Consider the following 26,033-nt stretch of genomic DNA (forward strand, 5'->3'; position numbering starts at 1 on the left):
CTCAAGATCGGCGCGGCGGTGATCCGCAACACCCGGCGTATCCGGATCCTGTTTGCCAGCCATCACCCACTGCGTGAGGTGTATCGCCTCGCGGCAGAGGCACTGGCCAGCCCATAGTCAAAACGAGTGCGGCCCCGACACGTTGACGCTTCGGGGGTAGGGGAAGCTGCGCCCGCAATCTGGAAAGCAGGCCAGTGCCCGCGCTGCAGAGCGGCGATCTGCTATCCGGGAGGAGTTTCTGCTGCTTGAGCCCGCTCAGTGAGCAGGTGGTGAAAAATCCGGGCTAGCCAGCAGGCTTGTATACGTTGGCGTATACGTTCACGGCGCTTCTTGGCCGGAATGCAACAAGGGCCTACGACCGTGAAGTCGTAAGCCCTTGTTTTTATTGGTCGGAATGGCGGGATTCGAACTCGCGACCCCTTGCACCCCATGCAAGTGCGCTACCAGGCTGCGCTACATTCCGAAAGAGGACGCATTATAGCGAGAGCGCAGGGCCTGGGCAAGCTGTATTGCATGCGTTGCCTCAGGCCTGCGGCTTGCCACGACATGCCGCGTTGCCTGCACAGTGAACAAGGGCCCAATGAACAAGGCCCGCGATGTGCATCACGGGCCCTGGTCTGATGGGTCTGATTCGGCGCTGCTGAATTTGGCACACGGTGACTTGCCGCCGCTAATCACACAGCTCAGCTTTCCAGCCAGTCCAGCAGATCTTCCAGCTCGTGGCGGATTTCCTGCACGCTGATGCCTTCGTCGGCGAATTCTGCGGCATCGCCACCATGGGCCGCGAGCTGATTGCGCGCGCCACTAATGGTAAAGCCCTGCTCATACAGCAGGCTGCGTATGCGCCGAACCAGCAACACTTCGTGATGCTGGTAATAGCGGCGATTGCCGCGGCGTTTGACGGGCTTGAGCTGGGTGAACTCTTGTTCCCAATAGCGCAGCACATGCGGCTTCACCCCGCACAATTCGCTGACTTCACCAATGGTGAAGTAGCGTTTGGCGGGAATCGGCGGCAATTCACTGCTGGGTATGACGCTGGCTGTGCTGTGCATAATGGGTTTCAACCATGCCCTTCAGCTTCTGACTAGCATGGAAAGTTACCACACGACGCGCGGAAATGGGAATTTCCTCGCCGGTTTTCGGGTTGCGCCCCGGGCGTTGCGGCTTGTCGCGCAACTGGAAGTTGCCGAAACCGGACAGCTTGACCTCGTCGCCATCGGCAAGCGAGCTGCGGATTTCATCAAAAAACGCTTCCACCATATCCTTGGCTTCGCGCTTGTTGAGCCCGACCTTGTCGAACAGCATGTCGGCAAGGTCGGCTTTGGTCAGAGTCAGGGTCGTGGACGGAATAAACTGCATGGCTATCTATCAAACTCGCAACTGGGCGCCGTGTTGTTCGGCAATCTGGATCAGGGAAGCGATGACCGGTTCAACTTCTTCATCGGTCAGGGTTTTCGCAGTATCTTGCATTAACACCTTGAATGCAAGGCTCTTTTTCCCTTCCGGCAAGCCCTTGCCACGATATACATCAAAGATTTCGATGCCGGTGACCAGCGGGTTTTTCAAGCCGGAAAAGGCCGCCAGCAGGCTGGCCACGGTGGCTGATTCATCGACCAGCAAGGCCAGATCGCGGCGCACCGGCTGGAATTTCGCATGGGGTTTCGCCTCGATGCGCGCAACATTCAGCAGCGCATCGGCCTCAAGCTCGAACAGCACGGGCGCAGAACCCAGTTCATAGCTTTGCACCCAGCGCGGATGCAGCTCACCCAGCACGCCGATGCTGCGGCCATCGAGCCACACCTCGGCCGAGCGGCCCGGGTGCAGCGCCGGATGGCTGGCGCGCCTGTATTCGGCCGTGCGTGGCGCCAGCAGCGCCTCGACGTCGGCCTTGATATCGAAGAAATCGACGGCATCCTTGCCGGCGCCCCATTGCTCGGCGTGGCGGCCACCCCAGGCGAGCGCGGCCAGCTTCTCGGGCTGCGTATCGGCCGTGGTGCCCTGGAACACGCGCGCCAGCTCGAAGAGGCGTACGCGATCCTGGCGGCGGTTCTGGTTGGCCTTCAGCGCGTTCACAAGGCCGCCGATCAGGCTGGAGCGCATCACGTTCCACTGGCTGGCGATCGGGTTGATCAGGCGTACCGGCTTGTCGTTGCCGGCCAGCTCGTTTTCCCAGCGCTCCTCGACGAAGGCGTAATTGATCGCCTCGAAATAGTCGCGCGCAACCAGCAGGTTTTTCAGCAGGGGCTTGCCGCGCAGATTGCCCGGCTGCGGCAGCATGGCCAGCCTGGCGGCCGACGGCGCAACCGGAATATTGTCGTAGCCGTAAACGCGGGCGATTTCTTCGATCAGGTCTTCCTCGATTTCGATATCGAAGCGGAAGGACGGCGGCGTCACCGCCAGCACCTCGCCCTGATCGGCCACGCCCAGCCCCAGGCTTTCCAGGATAGCGATGATGCGTTCGCGCGGCAGATCGACACCCAGCACGCGGGCGACGCGCGCCAGGCGCAGGCTCACCGCCGGGCGCGCCGGCAGCTCGGCAATCTGCTCGACGACCGGCCCAGCCTCGCCGCCGCAGATGTCCAGCACCAGCTGCGTCGCGCGCTCGAGCGCCACGCGCGTGGCGGTGAAATCGACGCCGCGCTCGAAGCGATAGCTCGAATCCGAGCCAAAGCCGATGCGGCGCGACTTGCCGGCGATCACGTTCGGCGCGAAGAAGGCGGACTCGAGGAAGATCTCGGTGGTGTCATCATCAACGGCTGTCTGTGCGCCACCCATGATGCCGGCCAGCGCGACGGGCTTTTGCGCGTCGGCAATCACCAGCATGTCGGCGTCCAGAGCCAGTTCCTTGTCGTTCAGCAGCACGATTTTTTCGCCGGCCTGCGCCATGCGCGCGGTGATCGCACCGGACAGCTTGGCATTGTCGAATGCGTGCATCGGCTGCCCCTGTTCGAGCAGCACGTAGTTGGTCACATCGACCAGTGCGGAGATGCTGCGCACGCCCGAGCGCTCGAGGCGCTGCTTCATCCACATCGGCGTTGCCGCCCTGGCGTTCACGCCGCGGATCACGCGGCCGGCGTAACGCGGGCAGGCCGCGGCATCGCCCAGCACCACAGCGCGGGTCACGTCCGTGCTCACTGCCGCCTCGGATACAGCAACGGATGTCTGCTCGCAAGCCACAAGGGCAGCGACTTCTCGGGCAATACCCTTGATGGACAGGCAATCGGTGCGGTTGGGCGTGAGCTTGAGCGTCAGCAGGCGATCGTCGAGCTGCAGATAGTCGCGCAGCGGCGTGCCCACCGGCGCATCCGCCGGCAGGATCAGCAGGCCATCGACGCCATCGGGAATGCCCAGCTCGTCGCCCGAGCACAGCATGCCGAAGGATTCGACGCCGCGCACCTTGGCGCGCTTGATCTTGAAATCGCCCGGCAGATTGGCGCCGATGCGCGCGCACGGCACTTTCAGACCCGGCGCCACATTGGGTGCGCCGCAGACGATGGTCAGCGGCTCGGCTTCGCCGACGTTCACCTGGCAGACGTTCAGGCGGTCGGCATCCGGGTGCTTGGCAATCGACAGCACTTCGGCCACGAACACGTCGTTGAAGGCCGGTGCGGCCGCTTCATTTTCTTCGACCTCAAGGCCCGCCATCGTCAGCAGATGAGCCAGTTCGTCGGAATTCAGCGCAGGGTTGACCCAGGTGCGCAGCCATTGTTCGGAGAATTGCATGGTTTTGCCCCTTGATCGATTAACGGAATTGCTGCAGGAAGGACTGGTCGTTCTCGAAGAACAGACGCAGGTCGTTCACGCCGTAATACAGCATCGCAAAGCGGTCCAGACCGATGCCAAAGGCAAAGCCGGTGTATTTTTCCGGATCGATATTCACATTGCGCAGCACATTCGGGTGCACCATGCCGCAGCCGCCAACCTCCAGCCAGCCACGCGCGCCCAGCACGTCGATTTCCGCCGACGGCTCGGTAAACGGGAAGAAGGACGGGCGGAAGCGCACCTGCAGGTCGTCACGCTCGAAGAAGCGGCGCAGGAAATCGACGATCACGCTCTTCAGATCGGCAAAGGACACGCCCTCTTCCACCCACAAGCCTTCCATCTGGTGGAACATCGGCGAATGCGTGGCGTCGGAATCAACACGGAACACTCGCCCGGGTGCGACGATCTTGATCGGCGGCTCGTTGTTGAGCATGTAGCGCACCTGGATCGGGCTGGTGTGCGTGCGCAGCACCAGCGGTTCCCCGTCGCTCTCGACGTAGAAGGTGTCCTGCATCGCCCGTGCGGGGTGATTCTTCGGGATGTTCAGCGCTTCGAAATTGTGGAAGTCGTTCTCGATTTCCGGGCCGTCGGCGACGTCGAAACCGATCGAACGGAACAGCGATTCAATGCGCTGCTGCACCAGGGTCACCGGATGAAGGCCGCCGGTGCTCGCCGCACGGCCGGGCAGCGTGATGTCGAGCGCCTCGGCGGCGAGCTGCTGGGCAAGCCGGAGCGCGGCCAGCGCCTCGCGGCGCGCGTGCAGCGCGGCTTCGAAGGCCTGCTTGGCCTGGTTGACCGTCGCGCCGAAGGTTTTCTTTTCCTCCGGCGGCAGGCTGCCCAGCTGCTTCAGCAGCGCGGTGATGGCGCCTTCCTTGCCGATGTAGCGGGCCTTGGCATTTTCCAGCTCCTGACCATCGGCAGCGGCATTCAGCGCCGCCAGCCCTTCTTCTAGCAGTTGATTGACATTGGCTACCATGATGTTCTCTTTGCCGCCAAAGCGGCATGAAATGGAGGAATGTTGGATCGAGGCTGTTTTCCACATGGTCCGCACCGGATACCCATCATGGGATATCGCTACAGGCCATCAGGAAAATAGGCTGGCTGCCTATACCCCCTTGCAATTCGGCAAGGGAATAAAAAAGGGAGGCTTGCGCCTCCCTTTTAACCAGCGGCTCCGCTTAGGCGAGGCTAGCCTTGGCCTTTTCAACGAAGGCGGCAAAAGCCGGCTTGTCGAAAACAGCCAGGTCGGCCAGAACCTTGCGATCCACTTCAACGCCAGCCTTCTTCAGGCCGTTCATGAAGCGGCTGTAGGCCAGACCCAGTTCACGCGCAGCGGCGTTGATACGGGTGATCCACAGTTGACGGAACTGACGCTTCCTTTGGCGACGGTCGCGATAGGCATACTGACCAGCCTTCATGACCGCTTGCTTGGCTACGCGGTAGACGTTTTTACGACGACCACGGTAGCCCTTGGCCAGGGCGAGAACTTTTTTGTGACGAGCACGGGCGGTTACACCACGTTTAACGCGAGGCATGTTTCTTCTCCTTTAGTTACGCGTAGGGCAACATCGCACGAACGTGACCCATGTTGGTCGCATCGACCATGCATGTGCCGCGCAGCTGGCGCTTGTTCTTGGTGGTTTTCTTGGTCAGGATGTGACGCTTGAACGCTTTGCTGCGCTTTACACCACCACCGCCAAGCACTTTCAGACGCTTGGCAGCGCCGCTCTTGGTTTTCATCTTGGGCATTGGAATGCTCTCCAAGTTTGCTTTTTGCTTCGGCGACAGGCGGCCACGGTTTCCCGCGACACTTAGGCCCGCCACCCCATGTATGCAGCCGGAGCAGGAAATCCTGCCAGGGAGCCGGCTGCCCCTCCCTTGAAATCAGCTCGGTCGGAGAAGATCAGATTTTCTTCTTCGGCGCCAGCATCATGATCATCTGACGGCCTTCCAGCTTGGGGAATTGCTCCACCACAGCCAGCTCGCCCAGATCGGCTTCAATGCGCTTGAGCTGCGCCAGACCGATTTCCTGGTGGGCCATTTCACGACCACGGAAGCGCAGCGTAACCTTGGCCTTGTCGCCGTCCTCGAGGAAGCGGACCAGATTACGCAGTTTGACCTGGTAGTCATTTTCGTCCGTACCCGGACGCAGTTTGACTTCCTTGACCTGGATCTGCTTCTGCTTGAGCTTGGCCGCATGCTCTTTCTTGGACTTCTGGTACTTGAACTTGCCATAGTCCATCAGGCGGCACACCGGGGGCTGCGCGTTCGGCGCGATTTCCACCAGATCCACCTCAAGCTCTTCGGCCTTTTCCAGTGCTTCGCGCAGGCTGACTACGCCCAGCTGTTCACCTTCTTCGCCCTGCAATCGAATTTCGCGCGCGGTAATCTCACCGTTGATCCGCGGCTCTTTTTCTTGAGCAGCTATTGTCGTTCTCCAAGTCAGTCAAAAGAAAAACCGTGCGTTCGGTCGCATCAGACCTTGGGGAGTTCCGCCCTCAGGCGTTCAATCAGCGCATCCACGCTGAGCTGCCCCAGATCTTCACCACTGCGGCTACGCACGGCCACCAAGCCCGCATCACGCTCCTTGTCGCCCACGATGAGCTGGTAAGGAAGCTTCTGCAAGCTATGTTCGCGGATTTTATAGGTAATCTTCTCGTTCCTCAAGTCGGCATGCACACGGAAGCCGGCGGCTGTCAGTTTCGCAGCCACGGTTTCGACGTATTCACGCTGACCTTCGGAGATATTGGCGATTACCAGCTGTACGGGTGCCAGCCACAGCGGGAAGGCGCCAGCATGATGCTCGATGAGGATACCGATGAAACGCTCCATCGAACCGAGCACCGCGCGGTGCAGCATGATCGGGCGATGCTTGCTGTTGTCCTCGCCGATGTATTCGGCCCCAAGGCGCTCCGGCAGATTGGGGTCAATCTGCAGCGTACCGCACTGCCACACACGGCCCAGACAATCCTTCAGCGAAAACTCGATCTTCGGGCCATAGAATGCTCCTTCACCCGGCTGATATTCGAACGCCAGGCCCTTGGATTCCAGCGCGGCGGCAAGACTGCCCTCAGCCTTGTCCCAACTCTCTTCCGTACCCACGCGTTTTTCCGGGCGCGTCGAGAGCTTGACCTGGATATCGGTAAAGCCGAAGTCCTGATAAACGGCCTGCAGCAGGTCGATGAATTTGGCGGCTTCGTCCTGCACCTGGTCTTCGGTACAGAAAATGTGCGCATCATCCTGCGTAAAGCCGCGTACACGCATCATGCCGTGCAGCGAACCGGACGGCTCGTTGCGGTGACAGGAGCCAAATTCGGCATAGCGCAGCGGGAGATCGCGATAGGAACGCAAGCCCTGGTTGAATACCTGGATATGCCCCGGGCAATTCATCGGTTTGACCGCGTAATCGCGCTTTTCCGACTGGGTGGTGAACATATTGTCGTGGTAGTTATCCCAGTGACCGGATTTCTCCCACAGCGAGCGGTCCATCACCGTCGGGGTACGGATTTCCTGATAACCGTGATTATTCAGCTGGCGGCGCATGTACTGCTCGATGGTCTGCCAGACATTCCAGCCCTTGGGATGCCAGAACACCATGCCCGGTGCCTCTTCCTGCATGTGAAAGAGATCGAGCTGCTTGCCGATCTTGCGGTGATCGCGCTTTTCGGCTTCTTCGAGCATATGGAGGTATTGCTCCATATCCTCCTTCTTCGCCCAGGCGGTGCCATATACCCGGGTGAGCATCTCATTGTTGCTGTCACCACGCCAGTAGGCGCCGGCCACCTTCATCAGCTTGAAGACCTTGAGTTTGCCGGTCGATGGCACGTGCGGACCGCGGCACAGATCGGTGAAATCGCCTTCGCGATACAGCGACAGCGGTTCATTGCTCGGAATGCTGGCGATGATTTCGGCCTTGTAGTGCTCGCCGATGCCCTTGAAGTAGGCCACCGCCTCGTCGCGTTCAAGCTCATAGCGCTCGACCGGAATATCAGCCTTGGCCAGCTCGGCCATTTTCTTTTCGATCAGTGCGAGATCATCAGGAGTAAACGGGCGCTCGTAGCTGAAATCGTAATAAAAGCCGTTGTCGATCACCGGGCCGATGGTCACCTGCGCAGTCGGGAAGAGCTGCTTGACGGCATAGGCCAGCAAGTGCGCAGTGGAATGACGAATCACCTCCAGCCCGTCGGCATCCTTGTCCGTGATGATTGCCAGCTGCACATCGCGGTCAATCAGGTAGCTGGTGTCGACCAGCTTGCCATCCACCTTGCCTGCCAGCGCCGCGCGCGCGAGACCCGCGCCAATGCTCGCTGCCACATCCGCCACACGCAGCGGCGCATCAAACTGTCGTACCGAACCATCCGGAAGAGTAATTACTGGCATGGTGATCGCCTTATGCAAAATTGATCTGAATTCTGTTTCGGGGCGCGCCGCAGGAACAAAAAAAAAGTGCGGCATAGCCGCACTTTTTTTACCTCAAGCCCAATGCACGGCTACCGTCTGCTTAACGCAAGGTAGTGGTGCAAGTTCGAAACATGGGCTTGACTCCATTTGTTTGGTAGGCACGATTGGACTCGAACCAACGACCCCCACCATGTCAAGGTGGTGCTCTAACCAGCTGAGCTACGTGCCTGAAGAGCTGCGAATATTACCGGCAAGACGGCAGACTGACAAGTGTTTTATTGCATATTCCGTGTCAGATTCCCGGTTTTCGCCAAAAATACCGCCAGATGAATCCCGGCCAGGCCAATACCAGAAACAGACAGAGCGTGGTCACATAAAACGGCCAGTTCTGTGGATGCGGGGGGCTCTGGCGCGACTCCAGCACATGGGCAAACACGCCCAGCAGCAGATAGAGCGCCATCCATTCCAGCAGGCGCCAGCCAAAATGCTTGCGCTGCCGGGTGCGCAAACCGAAGATGCGCTCATTCATAAAGGGCAGGTTGGCAGCAAGCGCCGCCAATCCGCCCAGCAGGATGGTTTCAGCCGCCACTTACAGCATCACTCCGGCCGCAGTGAGCTTGACCGCCAGCGACAGGCTGCTGAGCAACTGGCTCGGGAAAATGCCAAGAACCAGCAGCAAGAGGCAGTTCGCCGACAGCAGCACGCGCACATCGGCGCTCGCGGCAATGGCCGGCTGCTCACCCTCGGGCTCGTCGAAATACATGACCTTGACGACACGCAGATAGTAGAACGCGCCAATCAGCGAGAAGGCAACAGCCACCACAGCCAGCCAGACCGCATCGGCCGCAACCAGTGCGCGAAGAACCGACAGCTTGGCAAAGAAGCCGACGAAAGCCGGGATACCCGCCATCGAGAACATTACCATCAGCATCATCAGCGCAAACCACGGGCTGCGCTTGTTCAGGCCCTTGAAGTCGTCGACGTTCTCGCATTCGAAGCCGCTGCGCGACAACAGCATCAGGATGCCGAAGCCGGCCGCCGTGGTCACGACATAGGTAATTGCATAGAAGAAGGCAGCCGAGTAGCCCTGGCTATTGTGCACGGCCAAACCCAGCAGCAGGAAGCCCATGTGCGAGATGGTCGAATAGGCCAGCATCCGCTTGATGTTCTTCTGCGCAATGGCGGCAAGATTGCCCAGTACCAGCGAGGCGATGGCCAGATAAATCAGCATCTCGCCCCAGATCGGGCCAAATTGCTCAAGCGCCTGACCGAGCAAACGCAGCACGAAAACAAAAGCTGCGATCTTCGGCGCCGAGCCGATCAGCTGTGCCAGCAGCGTCGGGGCACCTTCGTAGACATCGGGCACCCACATGTGGAAAGGCACGGCACCCAGCTTGAAACCGATGCCGGTAACCACAAACACCATGCCGAAGGTCAGCAGGATGGGGTTGTACTGCTGCTGGCTGATGCGCGAAGCAACTTCATGCACATCGAGCGAGCCAGTCGCGCCATAAAGCATCGACATGCCATAGAGCAGCATGCCCGAAGCCAGCGCTCCCAGCACAAAGTACTTCATCGAAGCTTCACTGGCTTTGACCGCGCCACGCGGCAACGCCACCAGGGCGTAAATGGACAGCGAGAGCAACTCAAGACCAACGTACAGGGTCAGGAAGTTCGTGGCCGACGCCATCACCATCATGCCCAGCAGCGAGAACAGCGTCAGCGTGAACAGCTCGCCCTTGAGGATGCCGCGATCGGTCGCGTAGCCGCGGCCGTACACGAGCACCAGCGCAACGCCGAGCACCATGCCGATCTTGGCAAAATCGGCGACCGGATCGGCCACATACATATTGCTGAAGGCAAAACGGGCAACACTTGCACCACTTTCGGCCAGAGCCAGGCCCTGCTGCAGGCTCTGGATCGACAGCACGGCAGTCAGTGCCAGCACCAGCAGCGTCAGCAGGTAGGTTACCTGCTTGCGCGAGTCGGACACGAACAGATCAAAAATGAGGATGATGCACGCCGAGCAGAGCAGGAAGATCTCCGGCGTAGCCACCCATGCATTGAGACTGCTTGGATTCATGATTAAAACCTATGTCTTTGATTGGCCAGAGGGACTTACTGCAGCTTGGTCTGTGCAGCCAGCTCGATCAGATGATTGACCGATTGCAGCGTCACATCCGTAAAGGGCTTCGGGTACAGACCCATGCCAAGCACGGCAATTGCCAGAATCGCCAGCACCAGGAATTCGCGCTTGTTCACATCCTGCAGCTCGGCCACATGCTCGTTGGCAACCTCGCCGAAGATCACGCGTTTGTACATCCACAGCGTGTAGGCCGCACCGAAGATCAGTGTGGTCGCAGCGGCGAAGGCCACCCAGAAATTCACCTGAATCGCACCCAGCACGACGAAGAATTCGCCGACAAAGCCTGCGGTACCCGGCAAACCGGCATTGGCCATGGCAAAGAGCATGAAGAACGAAGCGAAGATCGGCATCTTGTTGGCCACGCCACCGTAGTCGGCGATCTTGCGGCTGTGTACGCGGTCATACATCACGCCGATGCAGAAGAACATCGCGGCGGAAACGAAGCCGTGGCTGACCATCAGTGCAATGGCACCCACCACCGCGTACTGGTTCAGCATGCCGTTGGCGAACATGAAGAAGCCCAGCGTCACAAAACCCATGTGGGAAATCGACGAATAGGCAACCAGCTTCTTCATGTCGCTTTGCACCAGTGCGACCATGCCGATGTAAACAACGGCGACCAGCGACAGCGCTACGAATACCCAGGCATACTCACGGGAAGCATCCGGGGCGATCGGCAGGGCAAACCGCAGGAAACCATAGGCCCCAAGCTTCAGCGTAATCGCGGCCAGCACCATCGAGCCGCCAGTCGGCGCTTCAACGTGAGCATCCGGCAACCAGGTGTGCACCGGCCACATCGGCACCTTAACGGCAAAGGCAAAGAAGAAAGCTACCAGCAGCAGGGCCTGGGCAGTCATGCCCAGCGGAACGCGGTAATAGTCGAGAATTTCGAAGCTGCCGGTCTGACGATACAGATAGATGAAGGCAACCAGCGTCAGCAGCGAACCCATCAGCGTGTAGAGGAAGAACTTGATCGACGCATAGACGCGGCGCGGACCGCCCCAGACACCGATGATCAGGTACATCGGGATCAGCATCGCCTCGAAGAACACGTAGAACAGGATCGCATCCAGTGCGGCAAACGCGCCGTTGATCAGGCCGGACATGATCAGGAAAGCCGCCATGTACTGGGCGACGCGCTCCTTGATGACCTCCCAGCCGGCGATCACGACCAGCAGGGTCGTAAAGCTGTTCAGGATCACGAACAGCACGGACAGGCCGTCCACACCGATGTGGTAGTTGATGTTGTAATCCGTCACCCAGGGGGTGCTGAATTCGAACTGCATGCCGGCGCTGAGCAGATCGAACTGCGTGTACAGCGGAATGCTCACCAGGAAACCGGCAAGCGCACCGGCCAGCGCCAGCCAGCGCGCAGTGTCTGCACGCCGGTCACCGCCGGTCGCCAGCACGATCAGGCCCGCCACAATCGGCACCCAGATCGCAAGGTTCAGAAAATTGCCCGTCATAGTCAACCTACTTGTAATGTATTGAATTCGGTCATCGGATGAGTTGAGCGGTCCGCCTTACAGCGCGCCGAACTGGTCCAGCTGGTACAGCCACCAGCTCAGCAGCAGAATGGCGCCGAGAATCATGGCAAAGGCGTAATGGAAGATGAAACCGGTCTGCACGCGACGCACGAGGCCGGATACGAAGCCCACCACACGCGCAGCACCGTTCACGATCAAACCATCGATCAGCAGCGTATCGCCCACCTTCCACAGCACGGTGCCGATGGCACGGCCGGCGGCGGCAAAGCCGTTGATGTAGAGATGATCCATGTAGTACTTCTCTTCCATCAGCTTCTTGATGCCGATGCCGCTGAAGAAGCGATCGCCGGCAGCAGCCAGATTCGGCTTGACCATGTAGAAGACATACGCGGCAACGACACCACCCAGCGCCAGCCAGAACGGCAGGGTCACAAAGGCGTGCATGGCCATCTGGAAGGCATGGCCGGCATGCTCAAGCACCGCCGTCATGCCGGGGTGAGCCGCCACATTGGTGTAAATCACGCTCTGGAAGAAGTCGCCGGCAACCATCGGGCCGATGGCGATGAAACCGATGATGACCGAGGGAATGGCCAGCAGCACCAGCGGCAGCGTGACCACCCATGGCGATTCGTGCGGCTTGTCATTGGGGCCAAGACCGTGATGATGGTCGTGCGATTCCTCTTCGTCGTCATGATCGCCATGATGAGCCTCATGACCCTTCTGCATCCAGCGCTCCTTGCCATGGAAGACGAGGAAATACATGCGGAATGAATAGAAGGCGGTAACGAAGACGCCCGCGAGTACGGCGAAGGTTGCGAAACCGGCGCCAGGCAGATTGCTGTGCTCGACGGCCAGGATGATCGAGTCCTTCGAATAGAAGCCCGACAGGAACGGAGTACCGATCAGCGCCAGCGAGCCGATCAGCGAAGTGATCCAGGTAATCGGCATGTACTTGCGCAGGCCGCCCATATTGCGGATGTCCTGGTCATGGTGCATGCCCATGATCACGGAACCGGCAGCGAGGAACAGCAGTGCCTTGAAGAAGGCATGCGTCATCAGGTGGAATACGGCCACCGAGTAGGCCGAAGCCCCCAGCGCCACGGTCATGTAACCCAGCTGCGACAGCGTGGAATACGCCACGACACGCTTGATGTCGTTCTGGATGATGCCGAGGAAACCCATGAACAGCGCAGTAATCGCGCCGATCACCATGATGAAGCTCAGTGCGGTATCCGACAGCTCGAACAGCGGGCTCATGCGCGACACCATGAAGATGCCGGCCGTCACCATGGTAGCCGCGTGAATCAGCGCGGAAATCGGCGTCGGGCCTTCCATCGAATCCGGCAGCCACACATGCAGCGGGAACTGGGCGGATTTGCCCATGGCACCGATGAACAGCAGGATGCAGGTTACGGCCAGCAGGTTCCACTCCACCCCGGCAAAGAGGCTGATGGTCTTGGCCTGCCAGCCGGCGGCGTCAGCCTGTACTTGCTGGAAGACGGTCGCGTAATCCAGCGAGCCGAAATGATAGAGCACGAGGCCGATGCCAAGCAGGAAACCAAAGTCGCCCACACGGTTGACCAGGAAGGCCTTCAGGTTGGCAAACGTCGCGGTCGGGCGCTTGAACCAGAAGCCGATCAGCAGGTAGGACACCAGGCCCACCGCTTCCCAGCCAAAGAACAGCTGCACGAAGTTGTTGCTCATCACGAGCATCAGCATCGAGAAGGTGAACAGCGAAATGTAGCTGAAGAAACGCTGGTAGCCCGGGTCTTCGTGCATGTAGCCGATGGTGTAGATGTGCACCATCAGTGACACGAAGGTCACCACGCACATCATCATCGCGGTCAGCGTATCGACCAGGAAGCCGACATTGAAGTCAACGCCATTGATCGTCAGCCAGGTATAGACGTTACCGTTAAAGGCCTCACCGCCCCCAAGCAGATACTTGAGCACGTATGCGGAAAGCAGGAAGGCGACCGCCACGCCGCCGATGGTGACGCAGTGCGCCGCCCGGCGGCCGATCGCCCAGCCAAAGAGGCCGGCCGCCAGCGCGCCAAACAAGGGCGCCAGCGGAATCAGCAGGTAGATTGTTTGCATGTCCATTGGATTTATCCGTATCTCTGTCGATTCTTGTTCTGGCCTTAACCCTTCATCGAGCCGAGGTCTTCCACGGCGATGGAGCGCAGGTTACGGAACAGCACCACGAGGATCGCCAGACCGATAGCCGACTCGGCTGCTGCGACCGTCAGGATGAAGAACACGAAAATCTGACCCGCCGAATCCCCCAGAAACTGGGAAAACGCGATGAAGTTCATGTTCACGGCCAAGAGCATCAGCTCAATGGCCATCAGCATCACAATGAGGTTTTTCCGGTTCATGAAGATCCCGAAAACGCTCAGTGCAAACAGGATGGCGCCCAGCACCAGATAATGCGTCAGTGTTACCACGATTGCTCCTCTCCCCTGCCTTAAGCCTGTTGTTCGCCGGCCGGCTTGTCAGCAGGCGCTTCCAGACGGGCATCCGCTTCCATCTTCAGCACGCGCACGCGATCTGCCGCCTTGACGGCGATCTGCTCGCCCGGCTGCTGGTACTTGGTGTTCTTGCGCTTGCGGATGGTCAGGCCAATCGCGGCAATCATGCCCACCAGCAGCAATACCGCCGACAGCTGGAAAGGCAGGAAATAAACGGTGTAGATCTGGCGACCGAGATCGGCCACGGTCGGGCCGGTCTCGACCAGCATTGCGCCCGGAATCTGCGCATTGCGGCTGGTCAGGATCAGGATCATTTCCACCACCATGATGGTCGCCACAACGGCTGCCACCGGGAAGAACTTCCAGAAGCCCTTGCGCAGTTCCTCGAAGTTGATGTCGAGCATCATCACCACGAACAGGAACAGCACCATCACCGCGCCGACATAAATGACGACGAGCGACACGGCCAGGAATTCCGCCTTGATGAGAATCCACAGACAGGCGCTGGTGAAGAAAGCCAGAATCAGCCAGAGCACGGCATGTACCGGGTTTTTGGCGGTAATCACGCGCAGGCCGGCAAAAACCAGCACTGCCGCGAAGATGTAGAACAAAGCCAGAGTCATTTGGCCTCCCCTTAGCGATATTTGGCGTCGGCCGCTTTGCGCTTGGCAATTTCGGCTTCGTATTTGTCACCCACCGCCAGCAACATCGGCTTGGTGTAGTACAGGTCGCCACGCTTCTCGCCGTGGTATTCGTAGATGTGCGTTTCCACGATGGCGTCGACCGGACAGGCTTCTTCGCAGAAACCGCAGAAGATGCACTTGGTGAGATCGATGTCATAACGCGTGGTGCGGCGGGTGCCATCGTCGCGCTGATCGGATTCGATGGTGATGGCCATCGCCGGACAAACCGCCTCGCACAGCTTGCACGCAATGCAGCGCTCTTCGCCATTGGCGTAGCGGCGCTGGGCATGCAGACCGCGGAAACGCGGGCTGTACGGTGTTTTTTCTTCCGGAAACTGCACGGTGATCTTCGGTGCGAAGAAATACTTGCCCGTCAGCATCAAGCCCTTCACCAGCTCGACGAGCATGAAGGTCTTGAAGAATTGAGTGATTTTCTCCATGGTCTTTTCCTTGTCCTTTTAATTCCAGATGGAGAACGGCGAGACGACCCAGGCGGCGACCACGATGATCCACACCAGCGTCACCGGAATGAAGATCTTCCAGCCCAGACGCATCAGCTGGTCATAGCGGTAACGCGGGAAGGTCGCGCGGAACCACAGGAACAGGAACATCATGAAAGCAACCTTGGCGACCCACCACAGGAAGGAAGAGGCGCCGAGAATCGGCCAGCTTTCCGGGAACGGCGACAGCCAGCCGCCGAGGAACATCACCGACGCCATCGCGGCAATCAGCCACATGTTGGCGTATTCGGCGAGGAAGAACAGCGCAAAGCTCATGCCCGAATATTCGATCATGTGGCCGGCCACGATTTCCGACTCGCCTTCGACCACATCAAACGGCGCGCGGTTGGTTTCGGCCACACCCGAGATGAAGTAGACGATGAACAGCGGCAGCAGCGGCAGCAGGTTCCAGCTGACCAGACCGTAGGCGCCAGCCTGCTTGTTGACGATTTCGGTCATATTCAGGCTGGAGGACACCAGCATCACGCCCACCAGCGCGAAGCCCATCGCCAGTTCGTAGGAAACCACCTGCGCTGCGGCGCGCATGGCGCCCAGGAAGGCATACTTCGAGTTCGACGCCCAGCCGGCGAGAATCACGCCGTAAACGCCCATCGAGGTAATTGCCATCACGTACAGCAGACCCACATTGATGTCGGCCAGCACGAAGCCCGGATAGAACGGCACGACCGCCCAGGCCGCCAGCGCCGGGACCAGCACCCAGATCGGGGCCAGGAAAAACAGACCCTTGCTCGACGCGGACGGGGTGATGATTTCCTTCAGCAAGAGCTTGATGCCGTCGGCTACCGGCTGCAGCAGGCCGAAGGGGCCGACGCGATTGGGGCCGATACGGATCTGCATGTAGCCGATCACCTTGCGCTCGGCGAGCGTGGCATAGGCAACAGCACCCATGATGGGCGCAACGATGCAGACAATCTTCAGCAGCGTCCAGACCACGAAACCGATTTCGTTGCCCAGCAGGCCATTGAGGAAGTCGGGAATCATTTGAATTTCCATGTTTTCTCCCCTCCCCTTATGCCTTGGCCACAGCGATGGCACCCACATGGGCAGCCAGCGCGCGAGTCAGCGGATGGTTGGCAGAGACGCGGATCACGTCATCCAGCAAACCGGCGTCCAGTGCCACTTGCAGCTCGGCAGTACCACCAGCCTGTTCCACACGGGCCAGCTCACCGGCAGCCAGACCCAGCTTGGCCAGCGTAGCCGCATTGGCTTTCAGCAATGTGGCATTGGCCGCATCGGCGGTCTTTTGCAGGCTGGGTGCGCGGCGCGAGTAGATGTCGGCCTGGTAAATCGACACTTCACCCAGGCGAACCAGGCCAGAGGCCGACTGCGCCTTAACGGCAACCGGGGCAGCCAGTGCATTCGACAGGCGCGGCGCAATGTCGCCGGCCAGCGCTTCGTCGCGGATTTCTTCGGACGAGGCGTAATCGAAGCCGGCAAAACCGAGCAGATTGCCCAGCACGCGCAGCACCTTCCAGGCCGGACGGGTTTCGCCCAGCGGACGCACGACGCCGTTGAAGCTTTGCGCACGGCCTTCCATGTTCACGAAGGTGCCGGAGGTTTCGCTGAACGGCGACACCGGCAGGATCACGTCGGCATGTTCCAGCGCGCAGGACGAGAAGCTCGACAGCGCCACGACCAGCTTGGCCTGCTTGACCGCAGCCAGCGCCTGAGCGCCGTTCTGCACGTCGAACTCGGCTTCCGCATTCAGCATGAAATAGGCCTGACGCGGCTTGGCGAACACGTCGCCGCCCGTCTCGGCGCCAACCAGTTGCGCGCCAACCGTGTTGGCGGCTTCGCCGAGCACGCCCAGCTTGGCGCCGGTCGCTTCGGCGATGGCGGTGGCAGCGGCGTAAATTTCGCCGTAGCGCGGGTGTTGCTGAGCGATATTGCCCAGCAGGATCGCAGTCTTTTCCTTGCCATCCAGAACGGCGGCAACAGCGCGAGCCTCGGCAGGTATATCAATGGAGCCAAAGTCCACATTGGCCGGCAGGGCAATACCCTTGGCTTCTGCCACAGCCTTCAGCACCTGCAGCACGCCTTCGACCAGCTGGTCCGGACGCACCACCAGTTCGGCGGCCTTGGCAGTAAGCAGATCGTCGCCATGCGGGTTGATCGCGGCGAGCTTCAGACCCTTCTTCACCGACTGGCGCAGACGTTGCGCGAGCAGCGGCTGTTCCTTGCGCAGCGTGGAGCCGATCACGACAACGGCGTCGCTGGCGGCCAGCTCGGCGATCGACTGGCCCAGCCAGGTCGCACCGGCGGTCTTCAGGGCAAAATCGGCAGCGCGCAGACGGGTTTCCACGGCATTGACGCCCAGACCGGACATCAGCTTGCGCAACAGGAACAGTTCTTCGACGGTGCTGTGCGGGGTGGCGACGGCGGCGACAGACTCGCGGCCGTGCTCGGCAATCACGCCCTTCAGGCCGTTGGCGACGAATTCCAGCGCGGTCTGCCAATCGGCTTCCTGCCAGACGCCGCCCTGCTTGATCATCGGCTTGGTAATGCGTTCTTCGCTGTTGAGTGCTTCGTAGGAGAAGCGGTCGCGGTCAGCCAGCCAGCATTCGTTGATGGCTTCGTTTTCCAGCGGCAGCACGCGCATGACCTTGTGGTTCTTGACCTGCACAACCAGGTTGGAACCCAGACCATCATGCGGACTGACGCTCTTGCGGCGTGACAGCTCCCAGGTCCGCGCCGAATAGCGGAACGGCTTGGACGTCAGCGCGCCGACCGGGCACAGGTCGATGACGTTGCCGGAAATTTCGGAATTTACCGTCTTGCCGATGAAGGGCAGCACCTCGGTGAATTCACCGCGGTTGGCCATGCCCAGTTCCTGGTAGCCGGCGATCTCTTCGGTAAAGCGCACGCAGCGGCTGCAGTGAATGCAGCGCGTCATGTCGGTGGAGATCAGCGGGCCCAGATCCTTGTTGGCCACCACGCGCTTTTCTTCCTGGTAGCGCGAGCCGGACTGGCCGTAACCGACGGCCAGATCCTGCAGCTGGCATTCGCCGCCCTGATCACAGATCGGGCAGTCCAGCGGGTGGTTGATCAACAGGAATTCCATCACGCCCTTTTGCGCGGTGACGGCCTGATCGGAATGGGTAAATACCTTCATCCCGTCGGTAACGGGCGTGGCACAGGCCGGCAGCGGCTTGGGAGCCTTTTCGACCTGTACGAGGCACATACGGCAGTTTGCGGCAATCGACAGTTTCTTGTGGTAGCAGAAGTGCGGGATGTGCACGCCAATGGAATTGGCTGCGTCCATCACGGTGCTACCCGAGGGAACCGTCAGTTTTTTGCCGTCGATTTCGATTTCCAGCATGATCGACTCGATTCAATGTGTGATTCTGTGATCCAACACTCAGGACAGCGCAGCGAACTGGCGCGTCTTGTGTTCGATCATGTATTCGAATTCGCTACGGAAATGCTTGAGCATTCCGCGCACCGGGAAGACGGCGGCATCGCCCAGCGCACAGATGGTGCGACCGGCAATGTTGTCACCGATGCTGGCAAGCAGGTCCAGGTCTTCCGGACGGCCCTCGCCATGCGCGATGCGGTGAACGATGCGGTACAGCCAGCCGGTGCCTTCGCGGCACGGCGTGCACTGGCCGCAGGATTCTTCGTGATAGAAGTAGGACAGGCGCTCGAGCGCGCTGACCATGCACACGGTTTCGTCCATCACGATCACGGCGCCGGAACCGAGCATGGAGCCGGCCTTGGCGATCGAGTCGTAGTCCATCGTGCACTGCATCATGATGTCGGCAGGCAGCACCGGAGCGGACGAGCCCCCCGGAATCACGGCCTTCAGCTTCTTGCCGCCACGCATGCCGCCGCACATTTCCAGCAGCTCGGAGAACGGGGTGCCCAGCGGAATTTCGTAGTTGCCAGGACGATTCACATGACCGGAAACCGAGAACAGCTTGGTGCCACCGTTGTTGGGTTTACCCAGCTCAAGGAATTTCTGGCCGCCTTCGCGGATGATGTAGGGTACGGAGGCGAACGTCTCGGTGTTGTTGATCGTGGTCGGCTTGCCATACAGGCCGTAGGACGCCGGGAACGGCGGCTTGAAGCGCGGCTGGCCCTTCTTGCCTTCCAGCGATTCCAGCAAGGCCGTTTCTTCGCCGCAGATGTAGGCGCCATAGCCATGGTGCGCATGCAGCTGGAAACAGAAATCGGTGCCGAGGATGTTGTCACCCAGGAAACCGGCGGCGCGCGCCTCTTCCAGCGCCTCTTCGAAGCGCTCGTAGGCTTCGAACACTTCACCGTGGATGTAGTTGTAACCCACGGTGATGCCCATGGCGTAGCCGCCGATGATCATGCCTTCGATCAGCGCATGCGGATTGGACACGATGATGTCCAGATCCTTGAAGGTGCCCGGCTCGCCCTCGTCGGTATTGCAGACGAGATACTTCTGGCCGGGGAAATTGCGCGGCATGAACGACCACTTCAGGCCGGTCGGGAAGCCCGCACCACCGCGACCACGCAGCGCCGAGGTCTTCATTTCGGCGATGATTTCGTCCTGGGTGATTTTCTCGTTCAGGATCTTCTTCAATGCGGCATAGCCGCCACGCTTTACGTACTCTTCGAGCCGCCAGTGGTTCGGATTGTCGAAATCGACGCCCTCGAACACGACGCCTTTTGCATAAACCGTCATCTTATTCGAGCTCCGCCAGTTTCTTGTCGATCGCGTCCGGGGTCATGTGATTGCACATGCTGTGGTTGTTCACCAGCATCACCGGCGCATAACCACAGGCCCCCATGCACTCGCCTTCGGCCAGCGTGAACCTGCCGTCCGCCGTGGTTTCGCCAAAGCCGATACCGAGCTTCTGCTTCAGGTAATCGGCCGTGGTGTAACCACCGGACAGCGCACAGGGCAGATTGGTGCAAACGGTCAGCTTGTATTTGCCCACCGGCTTGCGGTCGTACATGTTGTAGAAGGTTGCCACTTCATAAGCGGCCACCGGCGGAATGCGCACATAGCTGGCCACGAACTCGATCAGTTCGTTGGTCAGATAGCGCTTTTCGGTTTGCGCAATGCGCAGCGCGCCCATGATGGCCGAACGACGCTGGTCAGCGGGATACTTGGCCAGTTCGCGGTCAATCAGCGCGAGGGATTCTTGCGACAGCATTAGCGGTCCACCTCACCAAATACGATATCCTGGGTACCGATGATCGCGACGACGTCGGAGATCATGTGGCCGCGCGACATTTCGTCCAGCGACGAAAGGTGCGCATAGCCGGGGGCGCGGATCTTCAGGCGGTACGGCTTGTTGGCGCCGTCGCTGACCAGATAGATGCCGAATTCGCCCTTCGGGTGCTCGACCGCGGCATACGCCTCGCTGGCCGGCACGTGCATGCCTTCGGTAAAGAGCTTGAAGTGGTGAATCAGCTCTTCCATGTTGGACTTCATCGCATCGCGCGACGGTGGCGCAACCTTGTGGTTGTCGACGATGACCGGGCCCTTGTTGGCCTTCAGCCATGCCACGCATTGCTTGATGATGCGGTTGGACTGGCGCATTTCCTCGACGCGAACCAGATAACGGTCATAGCAATCGCCGTTCACGCCAACCGGGATGTCGAAGTCGAGCCTGTCGTACACTTCATACGGCTGCTTCTTGCGCAGATCCCAGGCGATGCCCGAACCGCGCAGCATCGCGCCGGTCATGCCCAGCTGCAGCGCACGCTCGGGCGTGACCACGCCAATGCCAACGGTACGCTGCTTCCAGACGCGGTTGTCGGTCAGCAGGGTTTCATACTCATCGACATAGGTCGGGAAGCGGTTGGTGAAGTCTTCGATGAAGTCGAGCAGCGAACCTTCACGGTTGTAGTTCAGCTTCTTGATGGCTTCGGCATTGCGCAGCTTGGATGCCTCGTACTTCGGCATTTCGTCCGGCAGGTCGCGATACACGCCGCCCGGACGGTAGTAGGCGGCGTGCAGACGCGCGCCCGATACTGCCTCATAGCAGTCCATCAGGTCTTCGCGTTCGCGGAAGCAGTACAGGAACATGGTCATCGCACCGCAATCCAGCGCATGCGCGCCCAGCCACAACAGGTGGTTCAGAATGCGGGTGATTTCATCGAACATGACGCGGATGTACTGGGCGCGCAGCGGCACCTCCAGACCCAGCATCTTTTCGATCGCCATGCAGTAGGCGTGCTCGTTGGCCATCATCGACACGTAGTCGAGGCGGTCCATGTACGGCAGCGACTGGATAAAGGTCTTGCTCTCGGCCAGCTTCTCGGTACCGCGGTGCAAGAGGCCGATGTGCGGGTCGGCACGCTCGACCACTTCACCGTCAAGCTCGAGCACGAGGCGCAGCACGCCGTGCGCGGCCGGGTGTTGCGGGCCAAAGTTCAGGGTGTAGTTGCGAATTTCAGCAGCCACCGTAATTCTCCTCGCGGATGATGCGCGGGGTGATTTCGCGCGGCTCGATGGTGACGGGTTGATAGATCACGCGCTTTTGCTCCGGGTCGTAACGCATTTCGACGTAACCGGAAAGCGGGAAATCCTTGCGGAAGGGGTGACCGACAAAACCGTAGTCGGTCAGGATGCGGCGCAGGTCCGGGTGCCCCTGGAACAGGATACCGAACAGGTCGAAGGCTTCGCGCTCGAACCAGTTCACGCCATTCCAGACATCGACCACGGAATCCAGTACCGGGAAGTCGTCATCGGTACAGAACACGCGCACACGCAGGCGGATATTGTGCTTGTAGGAAATCAGGTGATAGACCGATGCAAAGCGCGGGCCTTCCCAGATACCATCGCCATAGGCGCTGTAATCCATGCCGCAGACATCGACACAGGATTCAAAATGCAGCGCTGCGTCATCGCGCAGCAGCAGCGCGGTTTCATGCCAGCGCGCCGCCGGAACTTCGATGGTGACTTCGTTCAGCTCGCACTTCAGCGTGGCGATGCGATCGGCGCCGAGTACGCCATTGAGGCTCTCGATCAGTGTTTCAAGCTTGTTTGCCATGTCTCACCTCAGCCGCGCGCAATGGTGTTGGTGCGCTTGATCTTGTTCTGCAGCTGGATGATGCCGTAGAGCAAAGCCTCGGCCGTCGGAGGACAGCCCGGCACATACACATCAACCGGAACAATGCGGTCACAGCCGCGCACAACGGAATAGGAGTAGTGATAGTAACCACCACCGTTCGCACAGGAGCCCATGGAGATGACCCAGCGCGGCTCGGGCATCTGGTCATAAACCTTGCGCAGAGCGGGGGCCATCTTGTTGCACAGCGTACCGGCAACGATCATCAGGTCGGACTGGCGCGGGCTCGGACGGAACACCACACCAAAACGGTCAAGGTCATAACGCGCCGCACCCGCGTGCATCATTTCCACCGCACAACAGGCCAGACCGAAAGTCATCGGCCACAGCGAGCCGGTGCGCGTCCAGTTCACCACCGTGTCAAGCGAGGTGGTGATGAAACCTTTTTCCAGGGATTGCGCGTCAAGGGACTGTTTACTCATTTCGCTTACTCCCACTCCAGCGCACCCTTCATCCACTCATAGACGAAACCCACCACCAGAATGGCGAGGAAAATCATCATGGAGACGAAGCCGAACAGACCGATTTCCTTGAGCACGACAGCCCAGGGAACCAGGAAGGCAACTTCCAGGTCGAACAGAATGAACAGGATGGCGACGAGGTAATAACGGACGTCAAACTGAATGCGGGCATCGGTTGACGGCTCGAAGCCACATTCGTAGGGCGACAGTTTTTCCGGATCAGGACGGACGGTTCCCAGTACTTTCCCCACCCCCCAGCCGAGCAGCAGCGGGGCAACCCCCACCAGCAGACCGACCACAAGGAACAGAAGTACGGGGAAATAGCTTTCCAACATGCGATTCCCCAGTTCAGTGTGTTATCAAAAAGTCAAAACAGCGAGAAACTGTAAGCTTTTCTTGTTCTTGTTATTTGCCAAATCGTATTCGCAGACAAAGCGGCAGAGCCGCTTTGCTGGATGCCCCGATTGAGCGGGCATGAATGCTGGTGCCGACAGTGAGACTCGAACTCACACAGCCTAAGGCCACTACCCCCTCAAGATAGCGTGTCTACCAATTTCACCATGTCGGCAGCCTGGCCGGTACTGGCCAGAATAATTAGTTCGGGATTTCCTGCTTCGGCGCACTGGCCACGGCAGAAGCCTGCTGGCCGGCATCCAGCTTGACGTTCTTCATGACACCCAGATCATCCTTGGCCGGCGCAGTCAGCAGCACCAGTGCAAGCGCGGAAGCAAAAAAGACGGTCGCCATGACGGCAGTCATGCGACTCAGGAAATTGGCTGAGCCGGCGGAGCCAAACATGCTCCCGGCGGAGCCACTGCCAAAGGCAGCGCCCATGTCAGCGCCCTTGCCGTGCTGCAGCAGCACGAGCACGATCACCGACGCCGCGGCAATCACGTTGATCACAAGAGCGAATACAGCAAGTGCGGAAAGTTCCATGGTTTTTCCATCCAAACAGCGGCGAGCATTCTAGCATCAGCGCGCTGCTTTGCATATCTCGATGAATTCGAAACTGGACAGCGCAGCGCCGCCCACCAGTACGCCATCCACATGCTCGATCGCCAGAATCGACGCGGCATTGTTGGCCTTCACGCTCCCCCCGTACAGCACGCGCACGCGTGGATCGAGCTCGCTCTTGATGAGCGCATGAATGGGGGCAATCTGCTCACCCGAAGCCACCATGCCACTCCCCACCGCCCACGACGGCTCGTACGCCACGGCAAACAGGCCCAGCGGCAACCCCTTGAGCACTTGCAGCTGCTCGATGACCACATCCTCGGCCCTGCCCTCGCGGCGCTCGTCGGCCGACTCGCCAACGCAATACACACCAAAGAGACCCGCATCGAGCGCTGCACGCATCTTGATGCCGGCGCTCTCCGAGGTTTCGCCAAACAGGCGACGCCGCTCCGAATGGCCAATGATCACCAGCTCGCAGCCGACATCGGCCAGCATGCCGGCGGATACCTCGCCAGTATAGGCGCCAATGTGATACTGGCTGACATCCTGCGCACCACACTGGATACGGGTGGGGTGTAACAGCTGCTTGGCCAGCATCAGATAAGGGAAAGGGACACACACCCCTACGTTCGACTCAAGCCCAGCCTTGCTCACCTCGCCCAGCACCGACTTCACCTGACCGATACTGCCGTGCAGTTTCCAGTTGGCAATCACAAGCTGTTTCGGCATCCGGTCTCTCTGCGGCGGTGAAAGGTAAACAGTGATACTAGCAATGCGCCCAGTGAGGGTCAAACCGGCGCCGCCAGTACGAAGCAGTACCCGCGGCGAATTTGTAATATTTCGGAAATACTCGCTCGCTATGATGCGTCCAGCTCGAAAGACCGCGCCGCCTGACTAGCGCTACCAACTACACACGGAGACAACCATGACCTTTGGTCGCACACTGCTCGTTACCGCCGGCCTGACCGCTGGCCTGTTCACCCAAGCCTTTGCCGGCGACATCACTGGTGCTGGCGCCACCTTCCCCTTCCCGCTGTACGCCAAGTGGGCCGAACAGTACAAGGCAGCGACCAAGGTTGGCCTGAACTACCAGTCGATCGGTTCCGGCGGCGGCATCAAGCAGATCCAGGCCAAGACCGTTGATTTCGGCGCTTCCGACAAGCCGCTGAAGAAGGAAGAACTCGACAAGGCTGGTCTGATCCAGTTCCCGACCGTCATGGGCGGCGTGGTGCCGGTCGTGAACCTGGAAGCCGTCAAGGGCGGCGAGCTGAAGCTCACTCCGCAAGTACTGGCCGACATCTATCTGGGCAAGATCAGCAACTGGAACGACAAGGCCATTGCCGACCTGAACCCGGGCATCAAGCTGCCGGATCAGAAGATCACCGTGGTTTATCGCGCCGACGGCTCGGGCACGACCTGGATCTTCACCAACTACCTCTCCAAGGTATCGACCGAATGGAAGGACAAGGTTGGCAATGAAGCCTCCGTACAATGGCCGACCGGTGTGGGCGGCAAGGGCAACGAAGGTGTTTCCCAGTATGTGGGCCGCATCAAGGGCTCCATCGGCTATGTGGAATATGCCTATGCCAAGCAGAACAAGATGGACTTCACCCAGCTGAAGAACAAGGCCGGCAGCTTCGTGCAGCCGGATGACAGCACCTTCAAGGCTGCTGCTGCCGCCGCCGACTGGAAGGGCACCCCGGGCTTTGGCGTGATCCTGACCGACCAGGCCGGCAAGGATGCCTGGCCGATCACCGGCGCCACCTTCATCCTGATGCACGCCAAGCAGGACAAGCCGGAGCAGGCGCTCGAAGCCCTGAAATTCTTTGACTGGGCCTACAAGAACGGCGACAAGAGCGCCCTGGAAATGGACTACGTGCCGATGCCGGACAACGTGAAGAACGAAGTTCGCAGCAACTGGAAACAAATCGTCGGCGCCAACAACGCCCCGGTCTGGAAGTAATCCGCCCCACCCGAATGGCGGGTGATATACCATCGCCCGCTCTGCATTCGACAGCAACAGGAGCCACGGCTCCTGTTGCTGCTCCGGCAGGGTGTTGAACGACGTCGGCCTTTGCCACCGACGCCAGCCGCCGGG

26 protein-coding genes and 3 tRNA genes are annotated in these 26,033 nt (G+C 59.8%); 1 reads left to right on the forward strand and 28 read right to left on the reverse strand.

Annotated elements, in window-relative coordinates:
- Positions 1-386 precede the first annotated feature (386 nt).
- The 28 genes from C515_RS0101950 to tpiA all read right to left on the reverse strand — a co-directional run bounded on the left by C515_RS0101950 (position 387) and on the right by tpiA (position 24,664).
- Positions 387-463, reverse strand: a tRNA-Pro gene (locus C515_RS0101950).
- Positions 464-683: 220 nt separating this feature from the next.
- Complete coding sequence (locus C515_RS0101955) at positions 684-1,052, reverse strand: MerR family transcriptional regulator (RefSeq protein ID WP_051304536.1); 369 nt, start codon at positions 1,050-1,052, stop codon at positions 684-686.
- A complete protein-coding gene (locus C515_RS0101960; protein ID WP_028454151.1) occupies positions 1,018-1,335 on the reverse strand; it encodes an integration host factor subunit alpha in 318 nt (105 codons plus the stop codon). Before C515_RS0101960 ends, C515_RS0101955 begins: the two co-directional genes overlap by 35 nt.
- A gap of 33 nt (positions 1,336-1,368) precedes the next feature.
- On the reverse strand, positions 1,369-3,723 hold the full coding sequence (gene pheT / locus C515_RS0101965; protein WP_028454152.1) for a phenylalanine--tRNA ligase subunit beta: 2,355 nt from the start codon (positions 3,721-3,723) through the stop codon (positions 1,369-1,371).
- A gap of 19 nt (positions 3,724-3,742) precedes the next feature.
- Complete coding sequence (gene pheS, locus C515_RS0101970; protein ID WP_028454153.1) at positions 3,743-4,738, reverse strand: phenylalanine--tRNA ligase subunit alpha; 996 nt, start codon at positions 4,736-4,738, stop codon at positions 3,743-3,745.
- A 202-nt stretch (positions 4,739-4,940) separates the two neighbouring features.
- Positions 4,941-5,297 (reverse strand): 50S ribosomal protein L20, encoded by a 357-nt coding sequence (gene rplT, locus C515_RS0101975; protein WP_028454154.1) that lies wholly within the window; start codon positions 5,295-5,297, stop codon positions 4,941-4,943.
- Positions 5,298-5,313: 16 nt separating this feature from the next.
- The gene (rpmI, locus tag C515_RS0101980) at positions 5,314-5,511 is read right to left on the reverse strand and encodes a 50S ribosomal protein L35 (RefSeq protein ID WP_028452289.1); all 198 of its coding nucleotides are present in this window, start codon (positions 5,509-5,511) and stop codon (positions 5,314-5,316) included.
- Positions 5,512-5,665: 154 nt separating this feature from the next.
- Positions 5,666-6,208, reverse strand: a complete 543-nt coding sequence (gene infC / locus C515_RS0101985) for a translation initiation factor IF-3 (RefSeq protein WP_444541986.1) — start codon at positions 6,206-6,208, stop codon at positions 5,666-5,668.
- A gap of 29 nt (positions 6,209-6,237) precedes the next feature.
- Positions 6,238-8,142 (reverse strand): threonine--tRNA ligase, encoded by a 1,905-nt coding sequence (gene thrS, locus C515_RS0101990; protein ID WP_028454156.1) that lies wholly within the window; start codon positions 8,140-8,142, stop codon positions 6,238-6,240.
- 173 nt (positions 8,143-8,315) lie between these two features.
- A tRNA-Val gene (locus tag C515_RS0101995) sits at positions 8,316-8,392 on the reverse strand.
- 63 nt (positions 8,393-8,455) lie between these two features.
- Positions 8,456-8,752 (reverse strand): DUF2818 family protein, encoded by a 297-nt coding sequence (locus C515_RS0102000; RefSeq protein WP_028454157.1) that lies wholly within the window; start codon positions 8,750-8,752, stop codon positions 8,456-8,458.
- Entirely contained in the window at positions 8,753-10,246 is a 1,494-nt protein-coding gene (gene nuoN / locus C515_RS0102005) for an NADH-quinone oxidoreductase subunit NuoN (protein WP_028454158.1), read from the reverse strand.
- A 35-nt stretch (positions 10,247-10,281) separates the two neighbouring features.
- On the reverse strand, positions 10,282-11,775 hold the full coding sequence (locus C515_RS0102010) for an NADH-quinone oxidoreductase subunit M (RefSeq protein ID WP_028454159.1): 1,494 nt from the start codon (positions 11,773-11,775) through the stop codon (positions 10,282-10,284).
- A 57-nt stretch (positions 11,776-11,832) separates the two neighbouring features.
- Positions 11,833-13,899, reverse strand: a complete 2,067-nt coding sequence (gene nuoL / locus C515_RS0102015) for an NADH-quinone oxidoreductase subunit L (RefSeq protein WP_028454160.1) — start codon at positions 13,897-13,899, stop codon at positions 11,833-11,835.
- Between the two features lie 38 nt (positions 13,900-13,937).
- Positions 13,938-14,243 carry an NADH-quinone oxidoreductase subunit NuoK gene (gene nuoK / locus C515_RS0102020; protein ID WP_245574971.1) on the reverse strand — a complete coding sequence of 102 codons (306 nt, stop codon included), beginning with the start codon at positions 14,241-14,243 and terminating at the stop codon, positions 13,938-13,940.
- Between the two features lie 20 nt (positions 14,244-14,263).
- Entirely contained in the window at positions 14,264-14,890 is a 627-nt protein-coding gene (locus C515_RS0102025; RefSeq protein ID WP_028454162.1) for an NADH-quinone oxidoreductase subunit J, read from the reverse strand.
- Positions 14,891-14,901: 11 nt separating this feature from the next.
- Entirely contained in the window at positions 14,902-15,390 is a 489-nt protein-coding gene (gene nuoI / locus C515_RS0102030) for an NADH-quinone oxidoreductase subunit NuoI (RefSeq protein ID WP_028454163.1), read from the reverse strand.
- A gap of 18 nt (positions 15,391-15,408) precedes the next feature.
- Positions 15,409-16,464 (reverse strand): NADH-quinone oxidoreductase subunit NuoH, encoded by a 1,056-nt coding sequence (gene nuoH, locus C515_RS0102035; protein ID WP_245574972.1) that lies wholly within the window; start codon positions 16,462-16,464, stop codon positions 15,409-15,411.
- A gap of 16 nt (positions 16,465-16,480) precedes the next feature.
- Positions 16,481-18,790 carry an NADH-quinone oxidoreductase subunit NuoG gene (nuoG, locus tag C515_RS0102040; RefSeq protein ID WP_028454165.1) on the reverse strand — a complete coding sequence of 770 codons (2,310 nt, stop codon included), beginning with the start codon at positions 18,788-18,790 and terminating at the stop codon, positions 16,481-16,483.
- A gap of 39 nt (positions 18,791-18,829) precedes the next feature.
- Entirely contained in the window at positions 18,830-20,122 is a 1,293-nt protein-coding gene (gene nuoF / locus C515_RS0102045; protein ID WP_028454166.1) for an NADH-quinone oxidoreductase subunit NuoF, read from the reverse strand.
- A 1-nt stretch (position 20,123) separates the two neighbouring features.
- The gene (gene nuoE, locus C515_RS0102050; RefSeq protein ID WP_028454167.1) at positions 20,124-20,597 is read right to left on the reverse strand and encodes an NADH-quinone oxidoreductase subunit NuoE; all 474 of its coding nucleotides are present in this window, start codon (positions 20,595-20,597) and stop codon (positions 20,124-20,126) included.
- Positions 20,597-21,853, reverse strand: coding sequence for an NADH-quinone oxidoreductase subunit D (locus C515_RS0102055; protein WP_043647799.1), 1,257 nt, complete (start codon positions 21,851-21,853; stop codon positions 20,597-20,599). The genes nuoE and C515_RS0102055 overlap by 1 nt, the downstream gene beginning before the upstream one ends.
- A complete protein-coding gene (locus C515_RS0102060; RefSeq protein WP_028454169.1) occupies positions 21,843-22,442 on the reverse strand; it encodes an NADH-quinone oxidoreductase subunit C in 600 nt (199 codons plus the stop codon). Before C515_RS0102060 ends, C515_RS0102055 begins: the two co-directional genes overlap by 11 nt.
- 8 nt (positions 22,443-22,450) lie before the next feature.
- Positions 22,451-22,942: a NuoB/complex I 20 kDa subunit family protein gene (locus tag C515_RS0102065; RefSeq protein ID WP_028454170.1), complete on the reverse strand. Its 492-nt coding sequence runs from the start codon at positions 22,940-22,942 to the stop codon at positions 22,451-22,453.
- A 5-nt stretch (positions 22,943-22,947) separates the two neighbouring features.
- The gene (ndhC, locus tag C515_RS0102070) at positions 22,948-23,316 is read right to left on the reverse strand and encodes an NADH-quinone oxidoreductase subunit A (protein ID WP_028454171.1); all 369 of its coding nucleotides are present in this window, start codon (positions 23,314-23,316) and stop codon (positions 22,948-22,950) included.
- A 147-nt stretch (positions 23,317-23,463) separates the two neighbouring features.
- Positions 23,464-23,549 (reverse strand) — tRNA-Leu (locus C515_RS0102075).
- 26 nt (positions 23,550-23,575) lie between these two features.
- Complete coding sequence (gene secG, locus C515_RS0102080) at positions 23,576-23,917, reverse strand: preprotein translocase subunit SecG (RefSeq protein WP_028454172.1); 342 nt, start codon at positions 23,915-23,917, stop codon at positions 23,576-23,578.
- 36 nt (positions 23,918-23,953) lie between these two features.
- On the reverse strand, positions 23,954-24,664 hold the full coding sequence (tpiA, locus tag C515_RS0102085) for a triose-phosphate isomerase (protein WP_028454173.1): 711 nt from the start codon (positions 24,662-24,664) through the stop codon (positions 23,954-23,956).
- Between the two features lie 196 nt (positions 24,665-24,860).
- Between tpiA and pstS the strand changes: the two genes are divergently transcribed.
- The gene (gene pstS / locus C515_RS0102090) at positions 24,861-25,898 is read left to right on the forward strand and encodes a phosphate ABC transporter substrate-binding protein PstS (protein WP_028454174.1); all 1,038 of its coding nucleotides are present in this window, start codon (positions 24,861-24,863) and stop codon (positions 25,896-25,898) included.
- Positions 25,899-26,033 lie beyond the last annotated feature (135 nt).

Origin of the sequence: Chitinilyticum litopenaei DSM 21440, assembly GCF_000428145.1 — a bacterium.
Lineage (GTDB): Bacteria > Pseudomonadota > Gammaproteobacteria > Burkholderiales > Chitinibacteraceae > Chitinilyticum > Chitinilyticum litopenaei.

What these genes read in the sequence shown, in the direction of transcription:
- C515_RS0102010 (WP_028454159.1), bottom strand. Translation starts at nt 11,775, where the DNA reads ATGACGGGCAATTTTCTGAACCTTGCGATCTGGGTGCCGATTGTGGCG.
- nuoF (WP_028454166.1), bottom strand. Translation starts at nt 20,122, where the DNA reads ATGACGGTTTATGCAAAAGGCGTCGTGTTCGAGGGCGTCGATTTCGAC.
- nuoI (WP_028454163.1), bottom strand. Translation starts at nt 15,390, where the DNA reads ATGGAGAAAATCACTCAATTCTTCAAGACCTTCATGCTCGTCGAGCTG.
- tpiA (WP_028454173.1), bottom strand. Translation starts at nt 24,664, where the DNA reads ATGCCGAAACAGCTTGTGATTGCCAACTGGAAACTGCACGGCAGTATC.
- C515_RS0102065 (WP_028454170.1), bottom strand. Translation starts at nt 22,942, where the DNA reads ATGAGTAAACAGTCCCTTGACGCGCAATCCCTGGAAAAAGGTTTCATC.
- nuoG (WP_028454165.1), bottom strand. Translation starts at nt 18,790, where the DNA reads ATGCTGGAAATCGAAATCGACGGCAAAAAACTGACGGTTCCCTCGGGT.
- pheS (WP_028454153.1), bottom strand. Translation starts at nt 4,738, where the DNA reads ATGGTAGCCAATGTCAATCAACTGCTAGAAGAAGGGCTGGCGGCGCTG.
- nuoE (WP_028454167.1), bottom strand. Translation starts at nt 20,597, where the DNA reads ATGCTGTCGCAAGAATCCCTCGCGCTGATTGACCGCGAACTGGCCAAG.
- pheT (WP_028454152.1), bottom strand. Translation starts at nt 3,723, where the DNA reads ATGCAATTCTCCGAACAATGGCTGCGCACCTGGGTCAACCCTGCGCTG.
- nuoL (WP_028454160.1), bottom strand. Translation starts at nt 13,899, where the DNA reads ATGGACATGCAAACAATCTACCTGCTGATTCCGCTGGCGCCCTTGTTT.
- rplT (WP_028454154.1), bottom strand. Translation starts at nt 5,297, where the DNA reads ATGCCTCGCGTTAAACGTGGTGTAACCGCCCGTGCTCGTCACAAAAAA.
- C515_RS0102060 (WP_028454169.1), bottom strand. Translation starts at nt 22,442, where the DNA reads ATGGCAAACAAGCTTGAAACACTGATCGAGAGCCTCAATGGCGTACTC.
- nuoN (WP_028454158.1), bottom strand. Translation starts at nt 10,246, where the DNA reads ATGAATCCAAGCAGTCTCAATGCATGGGTGGCTACGCCGGAGATCTTC.
- rpmI (WP_028452289.1), bottom strand. Translation starts at nt 5,511, where the DNA reads ATGCCCAAGATGAAAACCAAGAGCGGCGCTGCCAAGCGTCTGAAAGTG.
- thrS (WP_028454156.1), bottom strand. Translation starts at nt 8,142, where the DNA reads ATGCCAGTAATTACTCTTCCGGATGGTTCGGTACGACAGTTTGATGCG.
- C515_RS0101955 (WP_051304536.1), bottom strand. Translation starts at nt 1,052, where the DNA reads ATGCACAGCACAGCCAGCGTCATACCCAGCAGTGAATTGCCGCCGATT.
- nuoH (WP_245574972.1), bottom strand. Translation starts at nt 16,464, where the DNA reads ATGGAAATTCAAATGATTCCCGACTTCCTCAATGGCCTGCTGGGCAAC.
- secG (WP_028454172.1), bottom strand. Translation starts at nt 23,917, where the DNA reads ATGGAACTTTCCGCACTTGCTGTATTCGCTCTTGTGATCAACGTGATT.
- ndhC (WP_028454171.1), bottom strand. Translation starts at nt 23,316, where the DNA reads ATGTTGGAAAGCTATTTCCCCGTACTTCTGTTCCTTGTGGTCGGTCTG.
- pstS (WP_028454174.1), top strand. Translation starts at nt 24,861, where the DNA reads ATGACCTTTGGTCGCACACTGCTCGTTACCGCCGGCCTGACCGCTGGC.
- C515_RS0102025 (WP_028454162.1), bottom strand. Translation starts at nt 14,890, where the DNA reads ATGACTCTGGCTTTGTTCTACATCTTCGCGGCAGTGCTGGTTTTTGCC.